The sequence below is a fragment of the Pseudomonas sp. AB39(2026) genome (assembly GCF_059831485.1).
In genome coordinates, this window is record NZ_CP195212.1 from 309,308 (window position 1) to 334,766 (window position 25,459).

General features: G+C 62.0%; 22 protein-coding genes and 1 riboswitch. Of the genes, 10 read left to right on the forward strand and 12 right to left on the reverse strand.

Annotated features, from left to right (window positions below; translation table 11 throughout):
• Positions 1-159: 159 nt before the first annotated feature.
• Positions 160-2,328 carry a TonB-dependent siderophore receptor gene (locus ACSAMW_RS01320; RefSeq protein WP_500592306.1) on the forward strand — a complete coding sequence of 723 codons (2,169 nt, stop codon included), beginning with the start codon at positions 160-162 and terminating at the stop codon, positions 2,326-2,328.
• A 15-nt stretch (positions 2,329-2,343) separates the two neighbouring features.
• On the opposite strand, the gene ACSAMW_RS01325 is transcribed toward ACSAMW_RS01320, so the two are convergent.
• The 3 genes from ACSAMW_RS01325 to ACSAMW_RS01335 are packed head-to-tail and all read right to left on the reverse strand — an operon-like array spanning position 2,344 to position 5,128.
• Positions 2,344-3,120: an ABC transporter ATP-binding protein gene (locus ACSAMW_RS01325; protein ID WP_500592307.1), complete on the reverse strand. Its 777-nt coding sequence runs from the start codon at positions 3,118-3,120 to the stop codon at positions 2,344-2,346.
• On the reverse strand, positions 3,117-4,124 hold the full coding sequence (locus ACSAMW_RS01330) for a FecCD family ABC transporter permease (protein ID WP_500592308.1): 1,008 nt from the start codon (positions 4,122-4,124) through the stop codon (positions 3,117-3,119). The genes ACSAMW_RS01325 and ACSAMW_RS01330 overlap by 4 nt, the downstream gene beginning before the upstream one ends.
• The gene (locus ACSAMW_RS01335) at positions 4,121-5,128 is read right to left on the reverse strand and encodes an ABC transporter substrate-binding protein (protein WP_500592309.1); all 1,008 of its coding nucleotides are present in this window, start codon (positions 5,126-5,128) and stop codon (positions 4,121-4,123) included. Before ACSAMW_RS01335 ends, ACSAMW_RS01330 begins: the two co-directional genes overlap by 4 nt.
• A 165-nt stretch (positions 5,129-5,293) precedes the next feature.
• A riboswitch (cobalamin riboswitch) is annotated at positions 5,294-5,482 on the reverse strand.
• Between the two features lie 115 nt (positions 5,483-5,597).
• Here ACSAMW_RS01335 and ACSAMW_RS01340 point away from each other — a divergent pair.
• Complete coding sequence (locus ACSAMW_RS01340; protein ID WP_500592310.1) at positions 5,598-7,619, forward strand: hybrid sensor histidine kinase/response regulator; 2,022 nt, start codon at positions 5,598-5,600, stop codon at positions 7,617-7,619.
• Between the two features lie 95 nt (positions 7,620-7,714).
• On the forward strand, positions 7,715-9,007 hold the full coding sequence (locus tag ACSAMW_RS01345; protein WP_500592311.1) for a DUF2254 domain-containing protein: 1,293 nt from the start codon (positions 7,715-7,717) through the stop codon (positions 9,005-9,007).
• Between the two features lie 2 nt (positions 9,008-9,009).
• On the opposite strand, the gene ACSAMW_RS01350 is transcribed toward ACSAMW_RS01345, so the two are convergent.
• The 4 genes from ACSAMW_RS01350 to ACSAMW_RS01365 form a co-directional block, all read right to left on the reverse strand.
• Complete coding sequence (locus ACSAMW_RS01350) at positions 9,010-9,918, reverse strand: metal ABC transporter substrate-binding protein (RefSeq protein ID WP_500592312.1); 909 nt, start codon at positions 9,916-9,918, stop codon at positions 9,010-9,012.
• Entirely contained in the window at positions 9,918-10,748 is an 831-nt protein-coding gene (locus tag ACSAMW_RS01355) for a metal ABC transporter permease (RefSeq protein ID WP_500593933.1), read from the reverse strand. The genes ACSAMW_RS01350 and ACSAMW_RS01355 overlap by 1 nt, the downstream gene beginning before the upstream one ends.
• Before the next feature lie 44 nt (positions 10,749-10,792).
• Positions 10,793-11,548, reverse strand: a complete 756-nt coding sequence (locus tag ACSAMW_RS01360; RefSeq protein ID WP_500592313.1) for a metal ABC transporter ATP-binding protein — start codon at positions 11,546-11,548, stop codon at positions 10,793-10,795.
• A gap of 136 nt (positions 11,549-11,684) precedes the next feature.
• On the reverse strand, positions 11,685-11,945 hold the full coding sequence (locus ACSAMW_RS01365) for a type B 50S ribosomal protein L31 (protein WP_500592314.1): 261 nt from the start codon (positions 11,943-11,945) through the stop codon (positions 11,685-11,687).
• A gap of 192 nt (positions 11,946-12,137) precedes the next feature.
• Here ACSAMW_RS01365 and ACSAMW_RS01370 point away from each other — a divergent pair, with 192 nt between their 5' ends.
• Positions 12,138-13,148, forward strand: a complete 1,011-nt coding sequence (locus ACSAMW_RS01370; protein ID WP_500592315.1) for a GlxA family transcriptional regulator — start codon at positions 12,138-12,140, stop codon at positions 13,146-13,148.
• Between the two features lie 12 nt (positions 13,149-13,160).
• Here the strand turns inward: ACSAMW_RS01370 and ACSAMW_RS01375 are convergent, their stop codons facing one another.
• Together ACSAMW_RS01375 and ACSAMW_RS01380 are read right to left on the reverse strand one after the other, a co-directional pair.
• Entirely contained in the window at positions 13,161-13,916 is a 756-nt protein-coding gene (locus ACSAMW_RS01375) for a substrate-binding periplasmic protein (RefSeq protein ID WP_500592316.1), read from the reverse strand.
• Positions 13,917-14,010: 94 nt separating this feature from the next.
• Entirely contained in the window at positions 14,011-14,841 is an 831-nt protein-coding gene (locus ACSAMW_RS01380; RefSeq protein WP_500592317.1) for a shikimate dehydrogenase family protein, read from the reverse strand.
• A gap of 159 nt (positions 14,842-15,000) precedes the next feature.
• Here ACSAMW_RS01380 and ACSAMW_RS01385 point away from each other — a divergent pair, with 159 nt between their 5' ends.
• The 3 genes from ACSAMW_RS01385 (at position 15,001) to ACSAMW_RS01395 (ending at position 18,344) form a co-directional block, all read left to right on the forward strand.
• Positions 15,001-16,353, forward strand: a complete 1,353-nt coding sequence (locus ACSAMW_RS01385; protein ID WP_500592318.1) for an MFS transporter — start codon at positions 15,001-15,003, stop codon at positions 16,351-16,353.
• A gap of 140 nt (positions 16,354-16,493) precedes the next feature.
• A complete protein-coding gene (locus ACSAMW_RS01390; RefSeq protein WP_500592319.1) occupies positions 16,494-16,958 on the forward strand; it encodes a PA2169 family four-helix-bundle protein in 465 nt (154 codons plus the stop codon).
• Between the two features lie 429 nt (positions 16,959-17,387).
• A complete protein-coding gene (locus tag ACSAMW_RS01395; RefSeq protein WP_500592320.1) occupies positions 17,388-18,344 on the forward strand; it encodes an ABC transporter substrate-binding protein in 957 nt (318 codons plus the stop codon).
• 52 nt (positions 18,345-18,396) lie between these two features.
• On the opposite strand, the gene ACSAMW_RS01400 is transcribed toward ACSAMW_RS01395, so the two are convergent.
• From ACSAMW_RS01400 to ACSAMW_RS01410, 3 genes are all read right to left on the reverse strand, one after another.
• Positions 18,397-19,719 (reverse strand): LLM class flavin-dependent oxidoreductase, encoded by a 1,323-nt coding sequence (locus ACSAMW_RS01400; protein ID WP_500592321.1) that lies wholly within the window; start codon positions 19,717-19,719, stop codon positions 18,397-18,399.
• A gap of 94 nt (positions 19,720-19,813) precedes the next feature.
• Entirely contained in the window at positions 19,814-21,394 is a 1,581-nt protein-coding gene (locus tag ACSAMW_RS01405) for a rhodanese homology domain-containing protein (protein ID WP_500592322.1), read from the reverse strand.
• Positions 21,391-21,999 carry a cysteine dioxygenase family protein gene (locus ACSAMW_RS01410; protein ID WP_500592323.1) on the reverse strand — a complete coding sequence of 203 codons (609 nt, stop codon included), beginning with the start codon at positions 21,997-21,999 and terminating at the stop codon, positions 21,391-21,393. The genes ACSAMW_RS01405 and ACSAMW_RS01410 overlap by 4 nt, the downstream gene beginning before the upstream one ends.
• 191 nt (positions 22,000-22,190) lie before the next feature.
• Between ACSAMW_RS01410 and ACSAMW_RS01415 the strand changes: the two genes are divergently transcribed.
• The 3 genes from ACSAMW_RS01415 to ACSAMW_RS01425 all read left to right on the forward strand — a co-directional run bounded on the left by ACSAMW_RS01415 (position 22,191) and on the right by ACSAMW_RS01425 (position 25,443).
• On the forward strand, positions 22,191-23,096 hold the full coding sequence (locus ACSAMW_RS01415; protein ID WP_500592324.1) for a LysR family transcriptional regulator: 906 nt from the start codon (positions 22,191-22,193) through the stop codon (positions 23,094-23,096).
• Positions 23,097-23,182: 86 nt separating this feature from the next.
• Positions 23,183-23,962: a helix-turn-helix domain-containing protein gene (locus tag ACSAMW_RS01420; RefSeq protein ID WP_500592325.1), complete on the forward strand. Its 780-nt coding sequence runs from the start codon at positions 23,183-23,185 to the stop codon at positions 23,960-23,962.
• A gap of 56 nt (positions 23,963-24,018) precedes the next feature.
• A complete protein-coding gene (locus ACSAMW_RS01425) occupies positions 24,019-25,443 on the forward strand; it encodes an NAD(P)/FAD-dependent oxidoreductase (RefSeq protein WP_500592326.1) in 1,425 nt (474 codons plus the stop codon).
• Positions 25,444-25,459 lie beyond the last annotated feature (16 nt).

Below are 25,459 nucleotides of genomic sequence, written 5' to 3' on the forward strand. Positions count from 1 at the left end.
TGGTATCCGATAAGATAAATTATTATTTACATTCAACAGACATTCTCATAGCCTCTGAGCCGCCCGCTCTACGGCGGGCCTCGCAAGCCTCAGCCTTTTACCTGAACTGACACCGTGCCGCCGGGGTACGGGCGCTTGCGTGTGCCTGAGGATAGCTCCATGCCCCACGTTCCCCTGCGCGCCTTCGCACTGTCGCTGTCATCGCTCACGGCAGGCTGGGCCCTGGCGGACGCGCCGGTGACGACCAGCGCAACGGTCGAATTGGGTACCACCGAAGTGTCCGCCCAAGGCTCAGGCCAGCGTACAACCGACGCAGCGGCCACCGAGGGCAGTGGCGCCTATACCACCCACAGCATGAGTACGGCGGCGGGGCTGCCTTTGTCCATCCGCGAGACGCCGCAATCGGTCAGCGTCATCACCCGGCAGCGCATGGATGACCAGGGCATGAACGACCTCAATGACATCGTTAAGTACGCCCCCGGCGTGCAACTGCGCAAGTTCGGCACGGACCGCCAGCAGTTCCTGGCACGCGGCTTTGTGATCGACAATCTCATGTACGACGGCTTGCCGACCATGGTCAGCACCTTCACGTTAGACACCATCACCGGGGCGGACCTGGCACTGTACGACCGTGTGGAAGTGGTACGCGGCGCAACGGGCCTGATGACAGGCGCCGGCAGCCCGTCCGCCACCCTCAACCTGGTACGCAAACGCCCGACCGATACCCCGCAGGTGAGTGTGACCACCAGCGCCGGCAGCTGGGACCGCTATCGCACCGAGGTGGACGCCTCCAACCGGTTGAACGAAAGCGGCACCCTGCGCGGTCGCGTGGTCACCGCCTACGAAAAGGGCAACAGTTTCATCGACGAGCGCGACAAGGAACGCCAAACGTTCTATGGCGTTCTGGAGGCGGACTTGAATGAGGCCACCACCTGGAGTGTGGGCGCGTCCAAGCAGCGCGACGATGCCACCTCGGACTGGGGCGCGCTGCCGTCCGGCGTGAATGGCGAAGATTTGCACCTGCCACGCTCTACCTTCCTGAGCAACGACTGGGCTTACTGGGACAAGGACGTGGTCACGGCCTTTACCGACGTGACCCATCGATTCAACAACGGCTGGACCGGCAAAGTCTCCGCCGCCCGTATCTGGGCCGAGTCGGACATGTTCTCCAGCTACCCCACACGTAGCAGCACGGGCGCGTTGGGCCAGGGCACCGGCGAGTACAACACCACCGATGTGCAAACCAACCTGGACGGCCAATTGTCTGGCCCGTTCCAGTTGCTGGGTCGCGAACATGACTTCACCCTGGGGGTAAGCCGCCGACAGGAGAAGTTCGACCAGGACGGTGGCTACTGGCCTGATACCCCGATCAACCTGGCCACGTTCGACCCGCACGTAATTCCTCGGCCCTCGCTGGGTACTCGCCAGCCCTACCGAAGCACTTTCACGGCCACGGAGGAATCGGTCTATGCCGCCGCGCGCTTCAACCCCATCGACCCGCTGCACGTGATCCTGGGCAGCCGGGTGAGCTGGTACGACTACGACAACCGCTCTGGCTCGGGGGACTACAAGGTTACGAGGGAAGTCACGCCCTATGCCGGCGTGGTCTACGACCTGAACGACACCTATTCGGTGTACGCCAGCTATACGGAAATCTTCAAGCCGCAGACAGAACAGGACACCGCCGGTAGCGCACTCGAGCCCACTACCGGAAAGAGTTACGAACTGGGCCTCAAGGCAGAATATTTCGAAGGCGACCTGAATGCCTCGGTGGCACTGTTCGACATGACCCAGGAAAACCGCGCCTACCGCCTGGAAAACCAGCCCACCAGTTGTTCCAGCCAGAACCGCAGTTGCTATGAAGCGGCGGGTGAAGTACGCAGCCGAGGTATCGACACCGAAGTTACCGGCGCCCTTACCCCTAACTGGAACCTGAGCGCCTCCTACACCCTGGTGCTAAGCCAGTTCGTGAAAGACGCCAGCCACCGCGACGGCGAACTGTTCGCCCCCAACCAGCCGCGGCATCTGTTCAAGGTGGCGACCAACTACCAGCTGAGCGGCGCTTTGAGCCAATGGCGTGTAGGCGGGGATGTGCTGGCCCAAAGCGAAACCTACAACAAGCTGGGCAATGGCAGCCACTCGGTGCAGGATCGCTACGCCGTAGTGGGGCTTATGGCAGGGTACCGCTTCAACGACCACTGGGATGGCCGCGTGAACCTCAATAACGTGTTCGACCAGCGTTACTGGCAGGGCATTCCCATCGCGACCGGGGCAGGCGTGTATGGAGACCCGCGCAATGTGATGTTTAGCCTTAAATGGACGTTGTAATGCTGCACGGGCTGGCTAGAGAGGGCTGAACACCAGCGCCCTCGTTCCATCCTCCAGGTCCTGCAACCACCGGCCTTTTACGCCGAAGGTCTCGGCCAGGCACTCGTCGGTCAGCACCTGGGCCGGTACGCCGAGTGCGACCAGGCGGCCTTTGTCCAGCACCGCCAGGCGGTCGCAGGTCAGTGCCTGGTTCAGGTCGTGCAAGGCAATCACAGTGGTCACCGGCAATTGGTTGATCAGCCGCAACAACGCCAGCTGCTGGCGGATGTCCAGGTGGTTGGTGGGCTCGTCCAGCATGAGCAGGCGCGGCTGTTGGGCCAGTGCACGAGCGATATGAGCGCGCTGGCGTTCTCCCCCGGACAGGCTGTGCCAGAGGCGGTTGCCCAGGTGTTCCAGGCTCACGGCGGCCAGCGCCTCGTGCACCAACTGCTCATCCAGCGGGCGCCACGGCGCCATGGGCGATAGCCACGGTGTGCGGCCTAGCGCAACGGCGTCGTGTACACGCAAGCGGTCACTGGTATCGGCCTGTTGCTGGACCACGGCCAGAGTACGGGCTACATCCCGACGGCTTAAGCGGTGCAGGTCGCGCCCTTCCAGCTCGACCCGGCCCTGCGTGGGCGAAGCAATACCGGCCAGTAGCTTGAGCAGGGTGGATTTGCCCGACCCGTTGGGGCCGACGATGCCCAGCTTTTCACCAGGTTCAAGGGTCAGGCTCACCCCTTGAAGCAAGCAAGCACCCCGCACCGTCAACCCCAGGTTGTGACAGGCCAGAAGCGGCGCAGAGGTGTTCATCGCCGGTGGCTCCCGTGCAACAGCAAGGCCGCGAACACGGGCGCACCCACCAGTGCGGTGATGACGCCGATCGGCAATGCCTGGCCTTTGATCAACTGGCGTGACAGCACGTCCGCAGCCATCAGAAACACCGCACCGGCCAAGGCAGACAGCGGAACCAGCAGGCCATGCCCTGGGCCTACCCGCAAGCGCACCGCATGGGGAATCACCAGCCCCACAAACCCGATGGACCCCACCAGCGACACCATCACCGCGGTGACTAGCGCAGCGCAGGTCATCAACAGCACCTGCAACTGGCGCACCGACACGCCCAGTGAAGCGGCCGAGTCGGCGCCGAAGGTGAAGGCATCCAGTGCTCGCCGCTGCCACCAGCACACACCCAGCCCTAGCAGCGCGACGGGTACCGCCAGTGCCACTGCCGGCCAGCGTACCCCGCTCAAATTGCCCATCAGCCAGAACAGAATGCCCCGGGCCTGTTCGGCGTTGGCTGAGCGGGCGATCACAAACGCCGTGAGGGCGTTGAACAGTTGGGAGCTGGCAATGCCTGCCAGGATGATCAGCCCTGCGCTGCCACTGGCGCGCGACGCGCGGGCCAGCACGATAACCAGGGTAAAGGCCAGCAGTGCCCCGAGAAATGACCCTACTGATAGTGAGATCAAGCCACCGCCGATACCCAGTACCGATACCAGCACCGCGCCGGTAGACGCGCCGGCCGAAATGCCCAGTAGGTAGGGCTCGGCCAGGGGGTTGCGTAATAACGCTTGCAGTATCACCCCGCAGATGGCCAGGCCTGCGCCACAGGCAGCCGCTACCAAGGCGCGTGGCAGGCGGTAATTCCACACAATACCCACGTCGATGGGGTCCAGCGGGTAATGAGCCCCGGCCAACTGGTTGGCCAATACCTTCAGCACCTGGCCAAACGGCAGGGCTGTTTCGCCCATGGCCGTGGCAGCCAGTAGCGCCCCAGACAGCAGCAGGAGGCTCCACCCCCAACCTGGCCTCATGGGCGGTAGTGCTCCCGGGCTTCGGCCAGCTGTTCGATACCGTCGAACAGGCGGGTACTGGCCTGTAACGCATCGGCGTCAACGATCAGGATGCGATCATGCTTGACGGCGTCCATGTTGCGTGTGACTGGGTCGCTTTTGAGAAACGCCAGCTTCTTCTGGTAGTCGTCGGCCGGGAAGCGGCGACGCTCCATACGTGCGATCACGATAAAGTCGGGGTTGGCCTTGGCCAAAGTTTCCCAGCCCACGGTCGGCCATTCTTCAGTGGACGTGACCACGTTGCGTATCCCCACGGCGTTGAGCAGGTAATCGGCCACGCCTTGCTGGCCAGCCACGAAGGGGTCTGTGGCCAGGGCTGCGCTGGAGAACCACACCACCGCCGTAGGTGCTTTGACGGCGCTGGCCTGGGCACGTGCCGCCGCGCGCGCAAGCCGTGCCTTGTAATCCGCCACCAAGGCTTGGCCACGGTGGTCCACGTCGAAGATTTTTGCCAGCTCAAGCACGCTGGTGTAGAGCGTGTTGATATCAAAAGCTTGCAAGCGCGTACCGTCTGCGCCTTTGAGGTTGTCCTTGCCGACACAGTCGGAGGGCATCAGGTAGGTAGGGATGTTGAGGTCGTGGAACTGCTCTCGCGTACCTACCGCGCCTTGGGGGCCGACCATCCATTCGAACTGAACCGCTACCAGCTGGGGGCGCTTGCCAATGACGGCTTCGAAGCTGGGCTCGTTGTTGGCCAGGCGTTCCACCTTGGCATTTAGGGCGGCATATTCAGGCTTAACCGCATCGAACCACAGGGACGTGCCCACCAGGCGATCACCCAAGCCCAATGCGTAGAACAGCTCCGTTCCGGCCTGGCCGATGGTGACCGCACGCACCGGTGCCTGGTCGAACGTTAGAGCCTTGCCGCAGTTCTGCACGGTGAGTGGGTACTGGGTAGGGGCTGCCAGAGCGGATGTGGCAATGCTTGCCAACAAGGCAAGGGCAGGATAGGCAGGCAGTTTCACAGGCAAACGCTCCTGAAAGGGCAGAGGGGGCGCAGTGCAAAAAAGACCTGCCCGCAAGCGCTGCCTGGCCAGGGGCGGGCGCACGGGGGTGCCTTTTCCGGACACCCCGCCGGTAAGTGATTGATTAGGCTGTGGACGAAAGGTCGGCAAGCGTAGCCAGCTGTCGTGCACAGCTTAAGGCCGGCAGGTCTCCTGACTGGCGTTTCCCCGCCGCCCCAGCCTTCCCAGGCAAAGCCCAGTGGCATGTATGGAGCAGGCTCGGCGCCTACAGTTGCGGGGGCAGTTCCGTTTTGGGCCTGAGCCCTTCGGATTCCCTGTTAGTTCCTTTCGGAAACCGGCGCCGGAATAGTAAACCATTGCGGTGTATTGGCAACCCGGCCAGGGCAATGGTCATACAAAGCCTGGGGCCAAACCGGTATCATGGCCCAGCCGACATCGGCACGCATTGAGCGAGAGGGTAGTAACGGCTATGCATCAGCACTTCTGCCTTGAGGGCGGCGGGGAATGTGGCGAACGGCTGCGCGCCTTGGACTGGGCCCACAGTGCCCTTGGCCCGGTGGCTCAATGGCCGCTGTCCCTGAAAACGGCCGTGCAGATCGTGCTCAGCTCGCAGTTTCCCATGATGGTGCATTGGGGGCCGGCGCTTATTACCTTCTACAACGATGCCTACGCGCCCAGCCTGGGCCATAAGCACCCTGGCCACCTTGGGCAGCCCGCCCGGGAATGGTGGGCCGAGATGTGGGACCAGCTCACGCCTATTTTCGATCAGGTTCTAGGGGGGCAAGCGTTTTACGTGGAGGACGCTCGCTACACGCCCGACCGCGATGGCGTGGCCGAAGAAGCGTTCTTCACCCATTGCCACAGCCCCCTGTGGGATGACAACGGCAAGGTGGCCGGCATCTTTCTGGTAGTGACCGAAACCACACGGGGTATTCTGGCCGAGCGGCGCCTTAAGGAGCTGAACGCTCACCTTGAAGGGGTGGTGGCCGAACGCACCGAAGACCGCAACGCTTTGTGGCAGCTGTCCCAGGACCTGATGCTGCGCTGCACCGTAGAAGGCGTGATCACGGCGGTCAACCCGGCCTGGACCCAACTGTTGGGCTGGACAGAGGCCGAGTTGCTGGGCAACACCCTGTTCGCCTTCATACATGACCACGATCAGGTGAGCACGGCCCAGGAAGCTCGTGACCTGGGTAATGGCATGGAATACTCACGGCTGGACAACCGCTACCGGCACAAGGATGGCAGTTACCGCTGGATCAGTTGGTCCAGCCGCGCAGGTGATGGCGTGATCAACGCTGTAGGCCGCGACATCACCCAGGACAAGCAACGCATCGAAGCCCTGGCCGCTGCCGAAGAGGCCATGCGGCAATCACAGAAAATGGAAGCCGTAGGTCAGTTGACCGGTGGTGTAGCCCATGACTTCAACAACCTGCTGACCATTATTCGGTCGTCAGTGGACTTTCTCAAACGTCCCGCGCTGAGCGAAGAGCGGCGGCAGCGCTACCTTACGGCTGTCTCCGATACTGTGGAGCGTGCCAGCAAGCTCACGGCCCAGCTTCTGGCCTTCGCCAGGCGGCAGGCGCTCAAGCCTGAAGTGTTCGAGGTGGGCGCCAAGTTGCATGCCCTGGCGGACATGCTCAACACCCTGATGGGCGCCCGTATTACCGTTATCACCGAGCTGCCCGTCACGGCCTGTTTCATCGAAGCCGATACCAATCAGTTTGAAACGGCCCTAATCAACCTGGCGGTCAATGCACGAGATGCCATGGACGGTGCGGGCACGCTTATTGTGGAGTTGCGCCACGGCGTTCCGCTGCCAGCGATTCGCGGCCATGCCCCGGCCGCCGGCCCCTTTGCCGAAATTGCCCTGACTGACACGGGCGAGGGGATTTCGGACGATACGGTGGCCCGTATTTTCGAGCCGTTTTTCACCACCAAGCAGGTAGGCAAAGGGACTGGGCTGGGGCTCTCCCAAGTATTCGGGTTTGCCAAACAGTCGGGCGGTGATGTCACGGTGACCAGTGTTGTGGGCCAGGGCGCACGTTTTAGCCTGTACCTGCCGGAAGTCCAGGTGCAGGTGGCGCCGTATACCCCTGTGCCAACCGTAACGCAAGCGGCTCTGGGCACGGGGCAGCGCGTGCTCGTGGTGGAGGACAATATCGAGGTGGGCCGCTTTGCCACCCAGATGCTAGAAGACCTGGGCTACTCCCCTACGTGGGCCGTGAATGCCGAAGACGCAGTGGCCCTGCTGGGCCAGCACGGTGCCGGCTTCGATGTGGTGTTCTCTGATGTGGTGATGCCGGGCATGGGCGGCATCGAGCTGGCCAAATGGCTGGTGTCGAACTTGCCACAGCTTCCCGTGGTGCTGGCCACCGGGTACAGCCATGCGCTGGCCCTGGGCGGTGCTCAGGGCATCGAGCTGCTGCACAAGCCTTACTCCACTGAAGAGCTGGGCCAGGTGCTCAAACGGGTGATCACCAAGGCCTGAAACTTTCCTGCACGGCGCGTACCCAATGGCCAGGTAGCGGCCCAAGGCGCAACGCCTGCCTGCTGTGTCTGCCTCCTTCTGCCAAGGTACGTTCCATGATTGCTCGATGGCGCTGGGCCGCGCGTCAACTGACCAAGCGCCTATGGTTCCGGGCCAGCCTGTTCTCCCTGGTCGGTGTAGCGACCGCGCTGCTGGCGATCCTGTTCAGGGATTTGGTACCCCCGTCCCTCCCAGCCAAGGTAGGGGCCGATTCGGTCGACAAGATCCTGTCCATCATTGCCTCCAGCATGCTGGCCGTGACTACCTTTTCTCTTAGCACCATGGTGAGTGCCTATAGCGCGGCCAGCAGTGGTGTGACCCCTCGTGCGACGACCTTGGTGATGGAGGACACCACCACCCAGAACGCTTTGGCCACGTTCATCGGGTCGTTTCTGTTCAGCTTGGTGGGCATCATCGCGCTTAGCACAGGCGCGTATGGAGCGCAGGGCAGGGTGGTGCTGTTTGCCGTAACGATCATCATGGTCATCCTGATCGTTTATACCTTGCTGCGCTGGATCGACCACCTATCGCGGCTGGGCCGGGTAGGCGAAACCATCGACCGCGTAGAGGCCGCTGCCCTTCAGGCCATGGAGCGCCGTGCCCGCTGGCCCTGTCTGGGCGGTGAGCACTACCCTGAACACCTGCAGTTGCCGCCGGGCACGCTCACCGTTGCCAGCCCCACCACCGGCTATGTGCAGCACATGGATGTAGAAGCCCTCGGTGCCCTCGCTCAAGCCCACGACGTGAGCCTGTACATGGACGTATTGCCTGGCACGTTCCTGCACGTTGGCACCCTCATCGCCCAGGTCGTGCCCCGCAAGCCTGGCGCGCGGGTGGACCTTGAAGCACTTGGCGCTCAGGTGCTGGAGGCCCTCAGCCTTGCGGTACGCCGTACATTCGAGCAGGACCCTCGCTTTGGGCTGGCAGTGCTGGGCGAAATTGCCTCCCGAGCCTTGTCGCCCGCCACCAATGATTCAGGCACGGCCATCGATGTGATCGGCCGAGGCGTGCGGTGTTTCACCCAGTGGTCAATGCTAAAACGTGATACTGAGCCTCCCCAGGAGCAATGCCGAGGGGTTTACCTGCACCCGCTAAAGGTGGCGGACCTGTTCGACGATTTCTTTACCCTTATCGCTCGCGACGGCGCGGGTTTGTTGGAAATCGACATACGCCTGGTCAAGGCTTTGGCCAGCTTGGCGCAGATCGATCCGTCTACTTTCGCCCCGGTGTGCCGGGCCCATACGGCCTTGCTGCTCAAGCGGGCCGACCACGCATTGATGCTGCAGGAAGAGAAAGACCAGTTGCGCGCTGTGGCCAGTAGCCTGGGCCTGCTATCAGGCCCAGCGTGATATCAGCGAGCGTCAGGCGGTGGCGTGCCCATGGCCGACACCAAGTGGTCCACGTTGTAGCGGAACATGCGGGCGTAGGTTGACGCGGGGCCGTTGGGGCCACTCAGCGCCTCCACATAGAGCGCACCACCGGGCCGTGCGCCACTGGCCGCAGCGATCTGCTGGACCAGCCGCGGGTCGGCGGCGTTTTCGAAGAAATAGGCTGCCACGTGTTCGCGCTTGATCTGTTGTATCAGCGCCGCCACATCGGCGGCGGAGGCCTCGTTCTCGGTAGAAAAGCCCAGAGGTGACAGGAAGGTCACCCCATAGGCGTCCCCAAAGTAGCCGAAGGCGTCGTGGGAGGTCAGCACCTTGCGCCTGGCTGCGGGTATGGCCTGGATCTGGCTGCGGGCGTAGGCGTCCAGTGCCTTGAGTTGCGTGAGGTAGGCCTGGCCGTTGCGGGCGTAGTCTGTAGCATGGGTGGGGTCTTGGTGTTGCAGGGCGGTGATAACGTTTGCTACGTACACCTGCGCGTTAACAGCACTGTTCCAGGCATGGGGGTCTACAACGGTCACACCGTCTTCTTGCAAGGCGCGGGTATGAATACCCTGGGACAGCACTACCGGGGGTTTCGAATAGCCAGAGGCCTGGATCAGGCGGTCCATCCAGCCCTCCAGGTGCAAGCCGCTTACGAATACGATGTCTGCGCCATGCAGCGCCTGGGCGTCAGCTGGGGAGGGCTCGTACACATGGGGGTCGCCGTCGGGCCCTATCAGCGATGTTACGGCCACATGATCGCCCCCGACGGTGCGCACCATGTCTGCAATCACCGTAAAGGACGCCACAGCCTGCAAGGGCTGAGCGTGCGCGGTCGCGGCGCCCAGGCCGGCCATCAGGGCCACCAGGCCGCGCACTAGTAACATCAGTTTCATTAATGGGGCTCCAGATTCGATACAGGACGGGAAGGTGTGCGGCGTAGAAGGCCGCGTGGGCCGAACAACAGAGACAGGCCATAACATCCGCTGGCTGACAACACGATGGCCGGGCCCGAGGCCACGCCCAGGTGATAGGACACGACCAGGCCCACAAACCCCGACAAGCTGGCAATCAAGGTAGCGACCGCCATCAATCCGACCAGGGAGCGAGCCCAGAAGCGGGCAGCAGTGGCGGGCAGCATCATCAGGCCCACGGCCATCAAAGTGCCCAATGTCTGAAAGCCTGCCACCAGGTTGATCACCACCAGCAGGAGGAACAGCACGTGGTACAGCGATCCCCGCCCGCCCACCGCGCGCATGAAGCCAGGGTCCACGCACTCGAATACCAGCGGGCGGTAGATCACCGCCAGTAACAGCAACGTGAAGGAGGCGATACCGGCCACCAGCACCAGCGCAGGCGCATCGATGGCCAGAATGGTGCCGAACAGGACATGGAGCAGGTCCACGCTGGAGCCGTGCAGCGACACGATCATCACCCCTGCAGCCAGCGACGTCAGGTAGAAGCTGGCAAAGCTGGCGTCTTCATGCAGGGGCGTAAAGCGGCTTACCAGGCCGGCGAGCAGGGCAACGGTCAGGCCGGCGACCAGGCCGCCCAGGCCCATGGCGGGCAAGGATAGCCCGCCCAACAGGAACCCCACGGCCGCGCCCGGCAACACCGCATGGCTCATGGCATCGCCCACTAGGCTCATGCGCCGCAGTACCAGCAGCACGCCCACCGGGCCAGACCCCACGCCTATGGCCAGGCAGGCCGCCAGCGCGCGCCGCATAAAGCCGAACTCCACGAACGGTTGAATGGCAACGCTGTAGAACGTCACGGCGCGACACCCGCCGGGCAATACACCCACGGGCTGCTATCTACGCTGGCAGCGGCCAGGTGGCGCGCCTGACGCAGGTGGTCGGTCACCAGCACGGTAGAGGTTGGCCCCCAAGCTACCAGGCGGCCCGCCATTAACAGGGTAGAGGGAAAATGCTGCCGAACCTGCTCCAGGTCGTGCAGTACGGCAATCACAGTACGGCCTTGTTGGTGCCATCGTTGCACCAGACGTAGCAGGTCCTCGGTGGTGCGCGCGTCCATGGCGTTGAACGGCTCGTCCAGCACGATCAGGGGCGCCTCCTGCAGCAACAGGCGGGCAAACAATACCCGTTGCAGCTGCCCCGAAGACAAGGCCGCGATGCTCCGCAGTTCGAAACCCGCCAAGCCTACGGTGGCCAGGCAGTCGGTCACCTGCTGTGCTTGAGCACGGCAATGCCGACGCAGGGCCCCTGAGGTACGCCAGGCGCCCATGGCCACCAGATCGGCCACGGTGAGCGGAAACCCTCGGTCTATTTCAGCCGCTTGGGGCAGGTAGCCGATGGCCTGTGCGCTAAGCGTACTCAGGCTGATGTGGCCACGGGCAGGGCGGAGCAGGCCCACCAAGGCTTTGGCCAAGGTGGATTTTCCAGCGCCATTGGGCCCAACGATTGCAGTGAGGCTGCCCATTGCGAAGCTACCGCTAAGCCCTTGCACGGCGGTATGGCGATCATAGGCCAACGTGAGGTCGGACAGTACAACGGCTGGAGGCGTCATGGGACGGCCACCGCCCACCCGACCACTATCCACAAGGCGATCAGCACGCCGCCTGCCAGCAGTACCCGCGCCACTGCAGACCGGGCAATAAACGATGTGCGCATACCAGTGCCTGCCCCGTCTAAGTGATCAGCGTTTACTTGGGTTGGCCGGCAAAACCAGCAAAGCGCTTGTTGAACCCTGCCACACGGCCCTCGGTTTTCGCCTTGCGTTCCTGGCCGGTATACACCGGATGTGAAGCACTGGAGACGTCCAGGGTGACATAGGGGTAGGTGTTGCCATCGCTGTGGGTGAAGGTTTTGTCGGTGCTGACGGTGGAGCCGATAAGCCAAAAGGCGTCGGCGCCGACGTCGTGGAACAGGACGGGGCGGTACGCAGGGTGAATGTCAGGTTTCATACCTTTCTCCATAATGTTATACAGTAACAATATAGGGTGAAGGCATGCCTTTGGCAAGGCTCTTTAGGTACCCAGCCCCGGCGTTGCGTGCGCAACGTGTATACAAAGGCGCGAGCTCAAGGTAATGAATAGGCGAAAACGTGGCAGGCAAGCAGCCACAGGTTTTCCTAGAAGCACCTGACCGAGCATCGAATGAGCGACAGACGGCTTTTCAGCGGCGCCATGCAAGGCAAGAATTTCCGCTACGTACAGCACAGTAGAAATGCCAAGCCGGTGCAGTCCCGTGTGGGCTTTATTCTGCTGGAGCATTTTTCACTGCCTGCGTTCACCCAGGCGCTGGATACGCTGGTCACGGCCAACCTGCTGCAGCCCGAAGCCTTCAGCACGTGCACCCTCACGCTCACAGGCGAGGAGGTGGTGAGCGACTTGGGGCTGGTGATCCGGCCGGACAGCAGCCTGGCCCACTGTCGCCTGGAAGCGCTGAACCTGCTGGTGGTGTGTGGCGGCTTTCGCACGTTGTTGCAGAGCGACCCTGGGCTCAAGGCCGCGCTTAAGCGCGCCTGCGAGAAGGGTGTAGCCCTGGCAGGGCTATGGAACGGTGCCTGGTTCCTGGGCCAGGCCGGCCTTCTGGACGGTTACCGCTGCGCTATCCACCCAGAGCACAGGCCAGCGCTGGCAGAAATTGCCCAGCACAGCCAGGTCACCAGCGAAAGCTACATCGCCGACCGCAACCGCTACACCGCTGCCAGCCCCAATGGCGCATTCAACATGGTGCTTGAATGGATCGGCCAGAGCCATGGCGCGGCACTGGTAGACGGGATCGTGGATATCCTGGCCTTTGAAGCTTCGCGGTACAAACGGGTCAACCCCAAGCTGCAACTCAAGCTCACGGCTCCCCTGCGTGAAGTGGTCAAGCTGATGGAAGCCAACCTGGAAGAACCTTTGGACCTGACCCAGATCGCCGCCTACGTGACCCGCTCGCGGCGACAGATCGAGCGGCTGTTCCAGCAGCAACTCAATACCACACCCCTGCGGTATTACCTGGAACTGCGCGTGACCGAAGGCCGTCGCCTGTTGCAGCATTCCAGCCTAAGCGTGGTGCAGGTCGCAGTGGCCTGCGGTTTTGTTTCACCCAGCCATTTCAGCAAGTGCTACACGGCGTTCTTCGGCCACCCACCGTCCAAGGAAAAGCGGCTGGGCTAAGGAGAGGCTTTGTCATGTACCTGGGGCCAGCCATTTGCGCATTACGGCGTCGTAGGTGCCATTTTCCCGTACCCGCGCCAATGCCGCCTGGAAGCGCGCCACGGTGGGTGCGGGTGTGCCGTTGCTAAAGGCCATGTTCAACCCTGCAGGGCTGCTCAGGGCGGGCAAGGGGAGCGAACGTACCAGGGCCTTGGCGGGATCATCGCCGTTCTTACGCATGAGGTAGTTGGCATTGAGCTCATTGGAGATCCATAGCTCCACATGCTCCACCTTGAGCATGCGGTAGTTGTGCTCGTACCGGTTGCTCGACTGCAGCTCAATCCCAGGCTTGAAGCCGTGGGCCAATAGATATTGCTGGCCCACGTCCATGTTGACCGTTGCGATCTGATGGCCGTGGGCCTGCTCCAGGCTGTCCAAGTGGACAGGCCGTTCGGCCAAGCTGTAGAGGTACCAATTGGTCGGGGCGATAGGGCCGACCCATTGAAAGCGTTGCTCGCGCTCGGGAGTACGCGCGATGGAATAGATCAGCACATTCGGCACGCTCAACGCCCGATCGTAGGCGCGTGCCCACGGCATGACGTGGATCGGCACTTCCATCCCGGCTTCCTTCATCACCGCCCGGACGATTTCAGTGCTGAAGCCGGTAACGCTACCGCCCTCAGTCATGTTGTACGGCGGCATTTCTTCCGTAACTGCCTCAATCTCGTCCTCGGCCCATACGGAAGCAGTAGCGGCCATGAACAACGCGGCAAACAATAAGTGCTTCATCGAGCCATTCATGGCGGCAAAAGCTCCCGTGCAATGAATCTGTGTTGTGAGGCAGGTGTTGGTAAGACGTCAGATTCACCAGGCCGTCAGGGTTTCAATCACTGTTGGCACCTGCGGCCGTCGGCGAAGGCATCACGCCCATGAACATGCCCAAGTCTTCCATCTGGGCCAGGGCCATCTCAGGCCCTGCCTGAACCCGGCAGCCTTTGGCCCTGGCGAGCATCAACAGCGCCGTGTTCGCGGGCTTGGTGACCACGTCCGCCACTAGCGTATGAAGGGCAAGGTCAGCCAGCTGTTCGGCCGGCAAAGGCGTTTCTCCAGTGTCGGCCATGCCAACGGCCGAGGCATTGACCACCAGGTCATAGGTTGCAAGGTGCTGCACCTGTGCACCTATCACTGCCTGGCTAAAGGCTTCGCCCAAAGCGGCTGACAGATGAGCAACCCGTTCGGGGGCAGGGTCTATGATGTCCAGCGCCGCCAGGCCCCTGCTTAGCAAGCTATAGGCAATAGCCGCGCCTGCGCCGCCGGCCCCCAGCAGCAGGGCATGCTTGCCGGCAGGGTTGAAGCCATGACTCGCCGCAGCCTTTATGAAACCTTCGCCGTCGACATTGTCACCCAGCAGCTGGCCTTGTGCCGTTCGCCGAATCACGTTCACGGACTGCAACAGCCGCGCTCGTGCACTCACTTCGTCGAGCAGGGGCACCACGGCCTGCTTATAGGGTACGGTGATTACGCAACCGCGCAGGTTGTTCCAGCCTCGCAGGGTAGACATCAAGGCGGGTATGGCCTCGGGCTGCAGATCAATAGGCAGCATGGCCAGGTCCAGCCCCTGGGCCTGAAACCACCGGTTGAAGTTGGTAGGGGACTGGACCTGAGCAATGGGGCTCCCCACGATGGCAACCAAACCTGTAGTGCCATGGATCATAGTCGTCGGTGTCCTTTGGGCTGAGGGTATCGAAAGGCGACTTGTGGGCCGGTGTAGAGCGGTTTTCGCGTTTCTGGCTATGCCGGTGACGTTTCTTGAACAGGGCTGTGTGCGCTTCGTTGGTGATAATCCTACAGATCAATGATCTGGAGCGCGTGCATGGTCACTCAAACCCCTGAGCAGGTTTCCCCCGCAACGCTTCGCAAGGTCATCGCGGCAGCGGCCATTGGCAACTTTGTGGAATGGTTCGACTTTGCCGTCTATGGCTTTCTGGCCACCCTCATAGCCAACCAGTTTTTTACGGGGAACAGCCCCAGTGTAGGCCTGCTGAAAACCTTTGCGGTGTTTGCGGTTGCTTTTGCCCTGCGCCCCTTGGGCGGCATTGTATTCGGTGCATTAGGCGACCGGCTGGGGCGAAAGCGCATACTGTCGATCACTATTTTGATGATGGCAGGCGCCACAACCCTGATCGGGCTGCTACCCACCTATGCCAGCATCGGGGTAATGGCGCCGGTGCTGCTAACCCTGGCGCGCTGTGTACAAGGGTTCTCGGCCGGTGGCGAATACGCCGGTGCCGTAGCCTACCTGATGGAACACGCCCCACGGCATAAACGGGCCTGGTACGGCAGCTTCGTGCCGGTGTCTACCTTTTCCGCCTTTGCGGTGGCGGCGGTATTGGCCTATGCCTTGGACGCCAGCCTGTCGCCCGATGCCATGGCTAGCTGGGGCTGGCGAGTGCCGTTCCTGGTGGCGGCGCCTCTGGGCATCGTGGGCTTGTTCCTGCGCTGGCGCATGGAGGAAACCCCTGCGTTCAAGGCCGTTCAGGCGGAAGGCAGGGGGCATGCCCATTCGCCATTGAAGGCCACCTTGCGCCACCACAGCCGCGCTATCGGCTGCCTGGGCGCGTTCATTTCGCTCACGGCGCTATCGTTCTACATGTTTACCACGTACTTCGCCACCTACCTTCAGGTGGCCGGCCACTTGAGCCGCGCACAAGCGTTGCTGGTCTCCACCGTGGCCTTGTTGTTCGCCGCTGCCGCCTGCCCTTTGGCGGGTGCCTTTTCAGACCGCGTGGGCCGGCGCAAAACTGTTGGTTTCACTTGCCTGTGGGTCATGGTCACGGTATTTCCGGCGTACTGGCTGGCCGGTTCAGGTTCAGTCGCACCGGCCATTGCCGGTGTGCTGATGCTGGCTGTGGGGGCCTTGCTGTGTGGTGTGGTAACAGCGGCGCTGCTGGCCGAGACCTTTCCCACCCGCACTCGCTACACGGCGTCGGCCATTACCTACAACATGGCCTATACCTTGTTCGGCGGTACGGCACCGCTGGTCGCCACCTGGCTCATCGACGTCACGGGTAGCAGCCTGGCCCCTGCGTTCTACCTGGTAGCAATTGCCTTGCTGGCGCTGGCAGGCGGCCTGGCCTTGCCGGAAACCTATCGCATCTCCCTGCATGGGGAAGAGGACGCCACCCTGGCTTTCCATCCCGAAGCTGCTCAGGCCCCTGCGGCCTGATGTAACTCTTTTCATCCATCGTGCTTATAAAAAACTGAACCAGCGCCAAGCGGTACGCCCTAACCTGACGAGTACCTTAAAAGCGCTTGCACATGGCTGCCTCTAGGGCCCTTAAGGGCCGTCCATTCAGGAGATACACGATGACTGACGTGAACAAAAAAACCATTAGCGTACTGAACGACCTGATCGAAACCTCCAAAGACGGCGAAGCGGGTTTCAAGGACCTGGCTGAAAACACCAACAACGCACACCTCAAAGCAGTCTTCACCAAAGCGGCGGGTGAAACCGCGAGCGCTGCTGCTGAACTGCAAGCACACGTGCGTAGCCTGGGCGCCGATCCGGAAACCACCACCAGCGTTGCCGGCGACCTGCACCGCCGTTGGGTAGACCTCAAATCCGCCATCACTGGCAAGGACGACGCGGCCCTGCTCAACGAAGCCGAGCGCGGTGAAGACGTCGCGAAAAAGAGCTACAAGAAGGCACTGGAGAACACTGACATCTCCACCGAAGCCCGTGCTTTGATCCAGAAGCAGTTCGAGGGCGTGATGCGTACCCACGATGAGGTCAAGGCCTTGCGTGACCAGGCTCGCGCCCAGAAGTCGTAAGTACTGCAACGGGGCGGCGTTCTTGCGCCGCCCTGTGTGTTTCTATACCGAAGCATCTCCCGCCTCTCGTCTTGTGCCTTCCAGTCCCCTTGCGCAGTAGCCGTTGCTTAATAGCTTTGAGCACCGTCTTTACGCCCTATCTTCTGCACCCACCCACTGGTCAGCGCTAGAGCGCGTGGATAGCCCATGGCTGTTCTATCGCTACGAGGTTGCAGCCCACACCTTGCATCAGTGGTAAGGCAAGCCCCTTTGACAAGGTTTATCTTGCGTTCTGACCGGCATGCAGGTGTCGCCTTTTTTAATAAAAACGCATATTAGTTTATTCTTAAAGTGAATTTCATTTATATAAAAGCAAGCGCTACAGTGGTGTTGTTTTACTCCCTTCTGCCGTCGTACAGGTTGCTCTGTACCCATTAAGGACACCACTGGATGCTTCCGCTTGCTCGACTTCTTACCCTGAGCGCTGCCTTGTTCGTCGCGGGCCACGCCATTGCTGCCGACCGCGTGCAACTGCGCATTGCAGACCAGAAAGGCAATATGCGTGCGCAGCTCGAAGCGGCTGGCGCGCTAGACAACTTGCCCTATGACCTCAAATGGTCGGAGTTTCCTGCCGCTGCGCCACTGGCCGAAGCGCTGAATGCCGGGGCTGTGGACGCTGGCATCATTGGCGACGCCCCCTTGTTGTTCGCCTTGGCATCCGGTGCACAAGTCAAGGCCATCGCCGTGGACACCTCCGACCCCTACGGCACGGCTGTACTGGTCAATACAACCTCACCCCTTAAAACCGCTGCCGACCTAAAAGGTAAACGCATTGCCACAGGGCGCGGCTCCATCGGGCATTACATTGCCTTGCGGGCACTGGCCAGCGCCGGCCTTAGTGAAAAGGACGTAGACTTTCGTTTCCTGGGGCCAGTGGACGCCAAGATGGCCCTGGCCAATGGATCTGTGGACGCCTGGGCCACCTGGGAGCCTTACACAGCCCTATCCGAGCTGAGCGGGCAGGCGAAAGTGCTGGTTAATGGCCGTGGTTTGTCCAGCGGCAATAGCTTCCTGGCGGCCACCGACACGGCTCTGGCGGACCCTGCTCGGCGTGCCGCCTTGCAGGATTATCTGGTTCGGCTGGCCAATGCTCAGGTATGGGCCTATCAACACTTGGACAGCTATTCGCGTACCCTCGCCGCGATCATCGGCTTCCCTGAAAATGCCGCGAAACTGCAGTTCGAGCGCCGGCAGTTGCGCTGGCAGGCGCTGAATGCTCAAACCGTTGACCAGCAGCAGGAAACGGCGGACTTCTACCAGGCCCATGGGCTGATCAGCGGCCACTTGGACGTGGTACCGACCTTTGCCGAAGGTTTCGACATACCGGTGAACCAGGCGAACCATTGACCGTTTTCTTGGCGGTTGCTGGCTGCGCCTGCTTCAATAATGCTCCCGGCGCTTACCGGGCGCCGGCCACGGTGTAGCGGTTCGGGGGGACCGCTAACTCAAAGTGTTCTCGCAGAGTCGTACCGGTGTACTCGCTCCGTTGCAGCCCACGCTGCTGCAGCACCGGCACCACCCACTCGGTAAACGTCTGAAGGCCATCGGGCAATAGTGCGTTGATGATAAAACCATCGCTGGCCCCCTGTTCGAACCACTGTTGGACCTGGTCGGCCACCTGATCAGGTGTGCCAACGAACTCCCGGCGCGGGCGTGAGAAGTGCAAAGCGGCCTCTCGCAAGGTCCATTGCCGTTCCCGTGCCAGTTGCTTGATTCGATCAGAGCCGCCTTTTTGGCTATTGGCCCCCAGCTCACCCAGTTCAGGAAACGGCGCGTCTAGCGGGTACTGGCTGAAATCATGGTCATTGAAAGGCCGCCCGAGGGCCACGATGGCGTCCTCGATGCTCACCAATTCCACCGCCTGTTGGTAGCGTTGCTCCACCTCTTCCGGCGTTCGGCCAACGATGGGGCGGATGCCCGGCAGAATCGACAATGCGGCAGGGTCTCGGCCAAAGCCCTTGGCGCGTGCTTTCAAATCGGCGTAGTAGGCTTGGGCGTCTTCGAAGGCCTCGGCATGTACAAAAATCGCATCGGCGTAGTGGGCGGCAAAGTTGCGTCCATCCTCCGACGTGCCGGCCTGGAAGAGTACTGGCTGCCCCTGGCGGGAGCGGGAAATGTTCAACGGGCCTTTTACCTGGAAGAATTCGCCCTTGTGGTTTAGTGCATGCAGCTTGTGCGGGGCGAAGAATTCGCCAGTGGCCTTGTTGCGCACCAGGGCGTCGTCCTCCCAGGAATCCCATAAACCCTTCACCACGGCCACATGTTCCTTGGCAATGCGATAGCGCACCGCATGGGGCGGGTGCTCGGCTTTGCTGAAGTTCTCGGCAGTGCCGCTCAGCCAGGAGGTGACAACGTTCCAACCTGCGCGCCCACCGCTGAGGTGATCCAGCGAAGCAAGCTGCCGCGCCACCTGAAAAGGCTCGGTGTAGCTGACCGTCACGGTGGCCACTAGCCCGATATGGGTGGTGGTCGTGGCCAGTGCCGAGAGCAGGGTAAGGGGTTCGAAGCGGTTGAGGTAGTGGGGGCTGGATCTGGCATGAATGTGCAGGCTATCGGCGATGAAGACAAAGTCGAACTTTGCGGCCTCTGCCAGCGCCGCCTGCCCTTTGTACCAGGCAAAATTGGTGCTGGCATCAGCCTGTGCATCCGGGTGGCGCCATTCGCCCCAGCCGTGGCCGACACCATGGACCATAGCGCCGAGTTTGAGTTGGCGTGTACTCATAGGTAATGCTCCCGGCGGCCTGTGCAGTGGACGGGAAACAGGCCGCGGTTCAGAGAAGGGGCCTCCGCCTTGAAAGCGGTCGGCGCGTAGGTGTTCAAATCACATGAAAACCATGGGTGCCGTCCCGGGCCAGTTGCGCCACCAGGCCAAACTCCCAGTCCAGATAAGCCTGCATGGCGTCGCGCGGGGCTTCAGTGCCTTCATAGGGCCGGCGGTAGCGGTCAATACGAGGCGAGGCGAGCCGGGTTTCGCCGTGCTCGGGCGCATATCCGGCAGTGAACCAGGCTGCGTTGCCACCTTCGAGCACGGCTATCGGCTTTCCTGTAAGGGCCTTAACCTCTGCCACAGCCAGGCGTGCCAGCCGGCTGCTGCCGCAGGTCAACACGTAGCGGCTGGCGGCGGGGATGTTTTTCAGGGCATCGCTCAGGTGCGCGCGCAATACCCACCAGGCGCCAGGAATGTGCTGCTTCACGTACTGGGCACTGGTTGTGAAATCCAGCACCTGCACATCCCCTTGCGCCTGCCAGGCGGTAAGGGTCGCCGGGGATACCTGTTCTACCGAGGGCGCAGCAGGGCCGGGCGCGATCCAATGGCCGGTTTCACTGAAGTGGGTGGCGGCCAGGTCGTCCACCACGTACACCTCCCAGCCCAACTGCGCTAGCCAAGAGGCTGACATATTGGCCCGCACGCCATCATCGTCCACCAGCACCACCCGCGCACCTCGTACACTGGCGTAGTGATCGGTTTCCTGTACCAGCTGGCCGCCTGGTGTAGCGCGAGCGCCCGGCACGTGGCCTTCGGCGAATTCCTCGGGGGTGCGCACATCGAACAGGTAGGTGGTGCGGGCAGGGTCGGTTTGCCACTGTTGCAACTGGGCATAGCGGGCCCGCTTCACCCCGGCCTTGTCTGCCACCCGGCGTGCGTCCTGCCCAGCCAACTGCCGTGTGGTTTCAGAGACGTCGTTGAAACGCCGGGACTGGCCATGGTCTAGAGTCTGGCCCGCCAACAACCAGCCAATGGTACCGTTGCGCAACGCCGCTACCGGGTTTGGCAGGCCCGCATTGACCAGGGACTGCGTGCCGATGATGCTGCGCGTTCGCCCTGCGCAGTTCACGATGATCTGGGTGCGGGGATCTGGCGCCTGTTCACGAGCGCGCAGGACCAGCTCTGCCCCCGGCACGCTGATGCCCGTAGGAATGCTCATGGTCTGATATTCGTCGAAGCGGCGGGCGTCCAGTACCACCACATCCGCCTTGCTTTCAATCAGCCGGCGTACGTCTTCTGCAGCCAGGGACGGTGTATGCCGATGGTGTTCCACCAGCTCACCAAACGCTTTGCTGGGCACGTTCACGTCAATAAACAGCTCGCCGCCAGCCTGCTGCCAGCCGTGCAGTCCCCCCTCCAGCAATGCCACGTCGGTGTAGCCCAATGCCTGGAACCGTTCCACTGCTCGTGCAGCCAGGCCCTCACCGTTGTCATACACCGTTACGGGCGTATTGGGCCGGGGGATGCGCGACAGCACCTCCAGCTCCAACCTTGACAGAGGAATGTTGGCGGCGAACAGCGGATGGTGCTCGGCGAAGGGGGCCTCTTCGCGCACGTCCACCAGCGCCACTTCCTCGTGGGCGAGGAGGGCGCGACGAATGTCAGCATAGTGGCGGGTAGCATGGGTCATGGGGCAGGGCTCTCTTTGGACAGGTCCCAAAGGTTCGGGAGATAAGGGTTGCTGTAGCCGGAAATGAACAGCTTTTCAGTACCGTCGGGCCTATACACCGCGCGCCTCACGGCGCCGATGTTGGCGCCGTAGACGTGCACGCTGATGGATACTCGGTCGTCGAAGGCGTTGCTGACCTGATGGATGTCATTACGGTTGGGCGCCAGGGCTTCTACGTCGCCGGGATTCAACTGCAGGGCAGGGCCCTTCGGGTATAACCGCCCCAGGGCGTCGCGGGAGAAGCCTTGGGACACTTCCGCACCGCGCAACATGCCGATCAGGCCCCATACCCGGTGATCGTGAACAGGGGTACGCTGCCCAGGGCCCCACACGAAGCTCGCCACTGAAAACCGCTGGCGAGCATCGGCGTACAGCAGAAATTGCTGATAGCGTTCTGGATCGGGCTGGGCATAGTCGTCTGGTAGCCAATCATCATGGCGTACCAACTGGCCTAGCAACGCGCCGCCGCGACGTAACAGGTCGTGTTCCGGCGGCTGGCATTCAACGAGCTCGGCCAGCGCGCCGATGAAGTCACGCAGGCGTCCAGGGTGTTTGGGCAGGTTCATGGGGGGTCCGGTAAACTAAGATTTCGGTGATAATCTAAGCATATTGATTTAATTTAATATGCTATTTTTTAATGATTAGGTTATAACCAAAAAGTAGTGCCGCATCCCTGTAACCGCAGTGCTAGCGAGGTAGGGCCTAATGGGATTATGCTTTTTGGCTATCTTGCTGCCCCTTTATATGTGCCCCTAGAATGAAAACGGATGACATCGAAGCCTTTGTAGCGGTAGTGCGCAGCCAGTCAATCAGCCAGGCCGCCGACCTGCTTACCCTTACTCAACCTGCGATCACGCGGCGGGTGCAGAACCTGGAGCAGGCCCTGGGTGTTGCGCTGTTCGACCGCAATACCAAACCTTTGAAACCTACAGCCATAGGGTTGCAGGTGTATCAACGGTGCCTGGCCATCCTTCGGGAAATGGACGCCTTGCGTGAGCTGGTGGCACGGGATGCACCCCCCAGCGGTGTGCTGCGCCTGGGCGTACCGCAAACCTTGGGTGACATGCTGCTCCTGGATGCACTAAAGCACTTGCGCAGCGTGTTCCCAGACCTGCGCACGCACGTGGTCACGGGGTGGGGAGGCTACCTTGTGGGAGGTATCGAACGGGGGGAGATGGACGCAGCGGTTGCGCTGTTCCCGGCCGGTAAGGTGTTTCCTGATAGCGTTGTGGGTGAGTCCATTGGCAAGTTGGAACTGGTGGCCGTGTGCCCCAAGGCCGACGTGTCGAAAAAATCCCTCAGGCTTGCCGACTGCGCCAGCCAGGGCTGGGTGCTTAATCCCGATGGTTGCGGTTTCCGCGCAGGCTTGCAGCGTACACTGGCTGACCAAGGCTTGAGCCTGAACGTGAACCTGGAAACCTTCGGTACCGAGCTGCAGCTAGGGTTGGTGGCAGACGGCATGGGCCTAGGGCTGGTGCCTCGGTTGCTGCTGGAACGCAGCGTCCATCGTGACCAGTTGGCCGTACTGCCGCTCAAGGATTTCAAACCGGTGATGGACCTGTGGCTGCTATACCCTCGGTTCCTGGGCAATCTACAGGTGGCCGTGAATGCATTCGGGACGTGGGTGGCCGGCGCGTTGAAGCAGGCACAGGCAGCGGCTTAGCCCGTACAACTCACAAGGCGCAAGCAAGGGCGCGCCCCATGCCGCATACTGGCAGCACCTTGCCGTAGCCTTGAAGCGCCCCGTTCATGGTCAACACCTGCCCCACCCACCGCGCTGTGCTTGCCTACCACCTCGCCTGGAAGCGGCAGGACCTGGAGGCGATCCTGGCCTCCTACCACCCCCATATCCAGTACAACGATTTCTTTCAGAACCGCACGCTGCACCTGGCCGACTTGCGTGCTTACGTCACAGATACCCTGCCACGCCATCCCGAGGACTACCTGGAGCACACTGACCGCATTCGGGTGGACGGTGACACGGCTTTTATCCAGTACCAGACAGCACTGCGTGGCGGCGGCCAGCGGGTGACCTTTCGCAGCAGTGAAGCCATCACGGTAAAGGACGGCCTGATCTGGCGCATCAACGAATACGCCTCGCTGGTGCGCGAGGCATCGGCCCAGACACCTGCCAGCCCGGCTCCGGCCATCAGCAAGCTAGGCCTGTCCGCACGGCAACTGAGCTATATGGCCAGGGACCTGGACGAGTACTTCAACCGCCAGCGCCCCTTCCTCGACCCTGGCCTTGATTTGCAAGGGGTAGCTGCAGCCACAGGTTACAGCCGTAACCAGATGTCATACCTGCTTAACCAAGTGCTAGGGCAGAGTTTCTACCGATACGTGAGCCAGGCGCGCGTGCGTTACCTGCTTGAGCGGCTGAAAGCACACACCGAACCGGTGGCTATGGAGGAACTGGCCGCGAGCGCGGGCTTTAACTCCACTTCAGCCTTTTACAAGGTGTTCCGCGCCCATACCGGGTGTACCCCCAAAGCCTGGCTCAAGGCGAACTGCACGCGTACCCGCGCATAGGACAACCCTCCAAGGGGTTGCTTACACTGCCACCGAACCACTAACCGGGGCAGGGCATGAGCGAGTGGCGCGGGGTGAGCTTGTGGATGGACCAGTTGGATGAGCCGCTGCAGCCGCGGGCGTCATTGAGCCAGGACCTGGAGGTGGACGTGGCCATTATCGGTGCCGGCTACACCGGCCTGTGGACGGCGTATTACCTCAAGCGCCAGGCGCCCCACCTGAACATTGCCATCCTTGAGGCCCAGATCGCCGGTTTCGGCGCCAGTGGCCGTAATGGTGGCTGGCTGATGGGCAACCTGCTAGGCGAAGACCGCCTGCTCAGTGATGTGCCCACAGCCGCTCGCGCCGAGGCCTTTGAGTTGCTGCACGGTATCCCCGACGAAGTAGCGCGTGTATGCGAGCAGGAAGGCATCGACTGCGACCTGCGCAAAGGGGGTGTACTGTACTGCGCGGCGCGTTACCCAGAGCAGGAAAAACGCTTGCGTGAACACTTGGCCAGTTATCGAAGCCTGGGGCTGAGTGAAGCAGACTACCGCTGGCTGACGCCTCAGGCGTTAGGCGATCAGCTGAAGGTGGCCCATGCCTACGGTGCCCTGTATTCCCCTCACTGCGCGACCATCCAGCCCGCAAAGCTGGTGCGGGGCCTGGCGCGGGCGGTGGAACGGCTGGGCGTGAAACTGTACGAGCAAAGCCCGGTCACCCATTGGCAGCCAGGTGAGTTACGCACGGCAAGTGCCAAGGTGAGGGCCCACTGGGTGGTACCGGCCGTGGAAGGCTATGCCAGTGACCTGCCGCCCCTGGGCAAGCACCACGTGGCTGCCCAAAGCCTGATGGTGGCGACCGAACCTTTGCCTGCGCAGGCCTGGGCCCGGATCGGCTTGGCCAGTGGCCAGGCCTTCAGCGAAAACAGCCGCCAGGTCACCTATGGCCAGCGCACTTGCGACAACCGGCTGGTGTTCGGTGCCCGAGGCGGGTATCGCTTTGGCGGCAGGCTACGGCAGAACTTTGACCTCACACCCAACGAGCGTGCGCTGCGTCAACGCTTGTTTAGCGAGCTGTTTCCCAGCTTGCACAACGTGCGCCTGACCCACGCGTGGGGTGGCAACCTGGGCGTGGCACGGCGCTTCCAACCCCACATGCTGGCCGACCGTACCCAGCAGGTGGCGCTCTCGGGCGGTTACGGCGGGGAGGGCGTAGGCGCCAGCAACCTGGGCGGCCGTACCTTGGCCGACTTGATGCTCGGGCGCGACACCCCGCTCACGCGGCAGCCGTGGGTGCTGCACGACCGGGCCCTTTCCAGCTTGCCGCGCTGGGAGCCTGAACCTCTGCGCTGGCTGGGCTATAACGCCATCATTCGAAGTTTTGTGCTGGAAGACCAAGTGCTGGCCAACCCCGCTACCCCCCCATGGCGCCGACGCCTCGCAGAAGGTCTGGCCGGGGGCATGGAGCACCTGATGAACACTCGGGCGCCCTTTGCGTAGCGCGATGCAACACGTG

Bases quoted from the DNA above. Each gene is read 5' to 3' on its own strand.
- ACSAMW_RS01320 (WP_500592306.1), top strand. From the start codon at position 160: ATGCCCCACGTTCCCCTGCGCGCCTTCGCACTGTCGCTGTCATCGCTC.
- ACSAMW_RS01325 (WP_500592307.1), bottom strand. From the start codon at position 3,120: ATGAACACCTCTGCGCCGCTTCTGGCCTGTCACAACCTGGGGTTGACG.
- ACSAMW_RS01330 (WP_500592308.1), bottom strand. From the start codon at position 4,124: ATGAGGCCAGGTTGGGGGTGGAGCCTCCTGCTGCTGTCTGGGGCGCTA.
- ACSAMW_RS01340 (WP_500592310.1), top strand. From the start codon at position 5,598: ATGCATCAGCACTTCTGCCTTGAGGGCGGCGGGGAATGTGGCGAACGG.
- ACSAMW_RS01345 (WP_500592311.1), top strand. From the start codon at position 7,715: ATGATTGCTCGATGGCGCTGGGCCGCGCGTCAACTGACCAAGCGCCTA.
- ACSAMW_RS01350 (WP_500592312.1), bottom strand. From the start codon at position 9,918: ATGAAACTGATGTTACTAGTGCGCGGCCTGGTGGCCCTGATGGCCGGC.
- ACSAMW_RS01355 (WP_500593933.1), bottom strand. From the start codon at position 10,748: ATGCGGCGCGCGCTGGCGGCCTGCCTGGCCATAGGCGTGGGGTCTGGC.
- ACSAMW_RS01360 (WP_500592313.1), bottom strand. From the start codon at position 11,548: ATGACGCCTCCAGCCGTTGTACTGTCCGACCTCACGTTGGCCTATGAT.
- ACSAMW_RS01365 (WP_500592314.1), bottom strand. From the start codon at position 11,945: ATGAAACCTGACATTCACCCTGCGTACCGCCCCGTCCTGTTCCACGAC.
- ACSAMW_RS01370 (WP_500592315.1), top strand. From the start codon at position 12,138: ATGAGCGACAGACGGCTTTTCAGCGGCGCCATGCAAGGCAAGAATTTC.
- ACSAMW_RS01375 (WP_500592316.1), bottom strand. From the start codon at position 13,916: ATGAAGCACTTATTGTTTGCCGCGTTGTTCATGGCCGCTACTGCTTCC.
- ACSAMW_RS01380 (WP_500592317.1), bottom strand. From the start codon at position 14,841: ATGATCCATGGCACTACAGGTTTGGTTGCCATCGTGGGGAGCCCCATT.
- ACSAMW_RS01385 (WP_500592318.1), top strand. From the start codon at position 15,001: ATGGTCACTCAAACCCCTGAGCAGGTTTCCCCCGCAACGCTTCGCAAG.
- ACSAMW_RS01390 (WP_500592319.1), top strand. From the start codon at position 16,494: ATGACTGACGTGAACAAAAAAACCATTAGCGTACTGAACGACCTGATC.
- ACSAMW_RS01395 (WP_500592320.1), top strand. From the start codon at position 17,388: ATGCTTCCGCTTGCTCGACTTCTTACCCTGAGCGCTGCCTTGTTCGTC.
- ACSAMW_RS01400 (WP_500592321.1), bottom strand. From the start codon at position 19,719: ATGAGTACACGCCAACTCAAACTCGGCGCTATGGTCCATGGTGTCGGC.
- ACSAMW_RS01405 (WP_500592322.1), bottom strand. From the start codon at position 21,394: ATGACCCATGCTACCCGCCACTATGCTGACATTCGTCGCGCCCTCCTC.
- ACSAMW_RS01410 (WP_500592323.1), bottom strand. From the start codon at position 21,999: ATGAACCTGCCCAAACACCCTGGACGCCTGCGTGACTTCATCGGCGCG.
- ACSAMW_RS01415 (WP_500592324.1), top strand. From the start codon at position 22,191: ATGAAAACGGATGACATCGAAGCCTTTGTAGCGGTAGTGCGCAGCCAG.
- ACSAMW_RS01420 (WP_500592325.1), top strand. From the start codon at position 23,183: ATGGTCAACACCTGCCCCACCCACCGCGCTGTGCTTGCCTACCACCTC.
- ACSAMW_RS01425 (WP_500592326.1), top strand. From the start codon at position 24,019: ATGAGCGAGTGGCGCGGGGTGAGCTTGTGGATGGACCAGTTGGATGAG.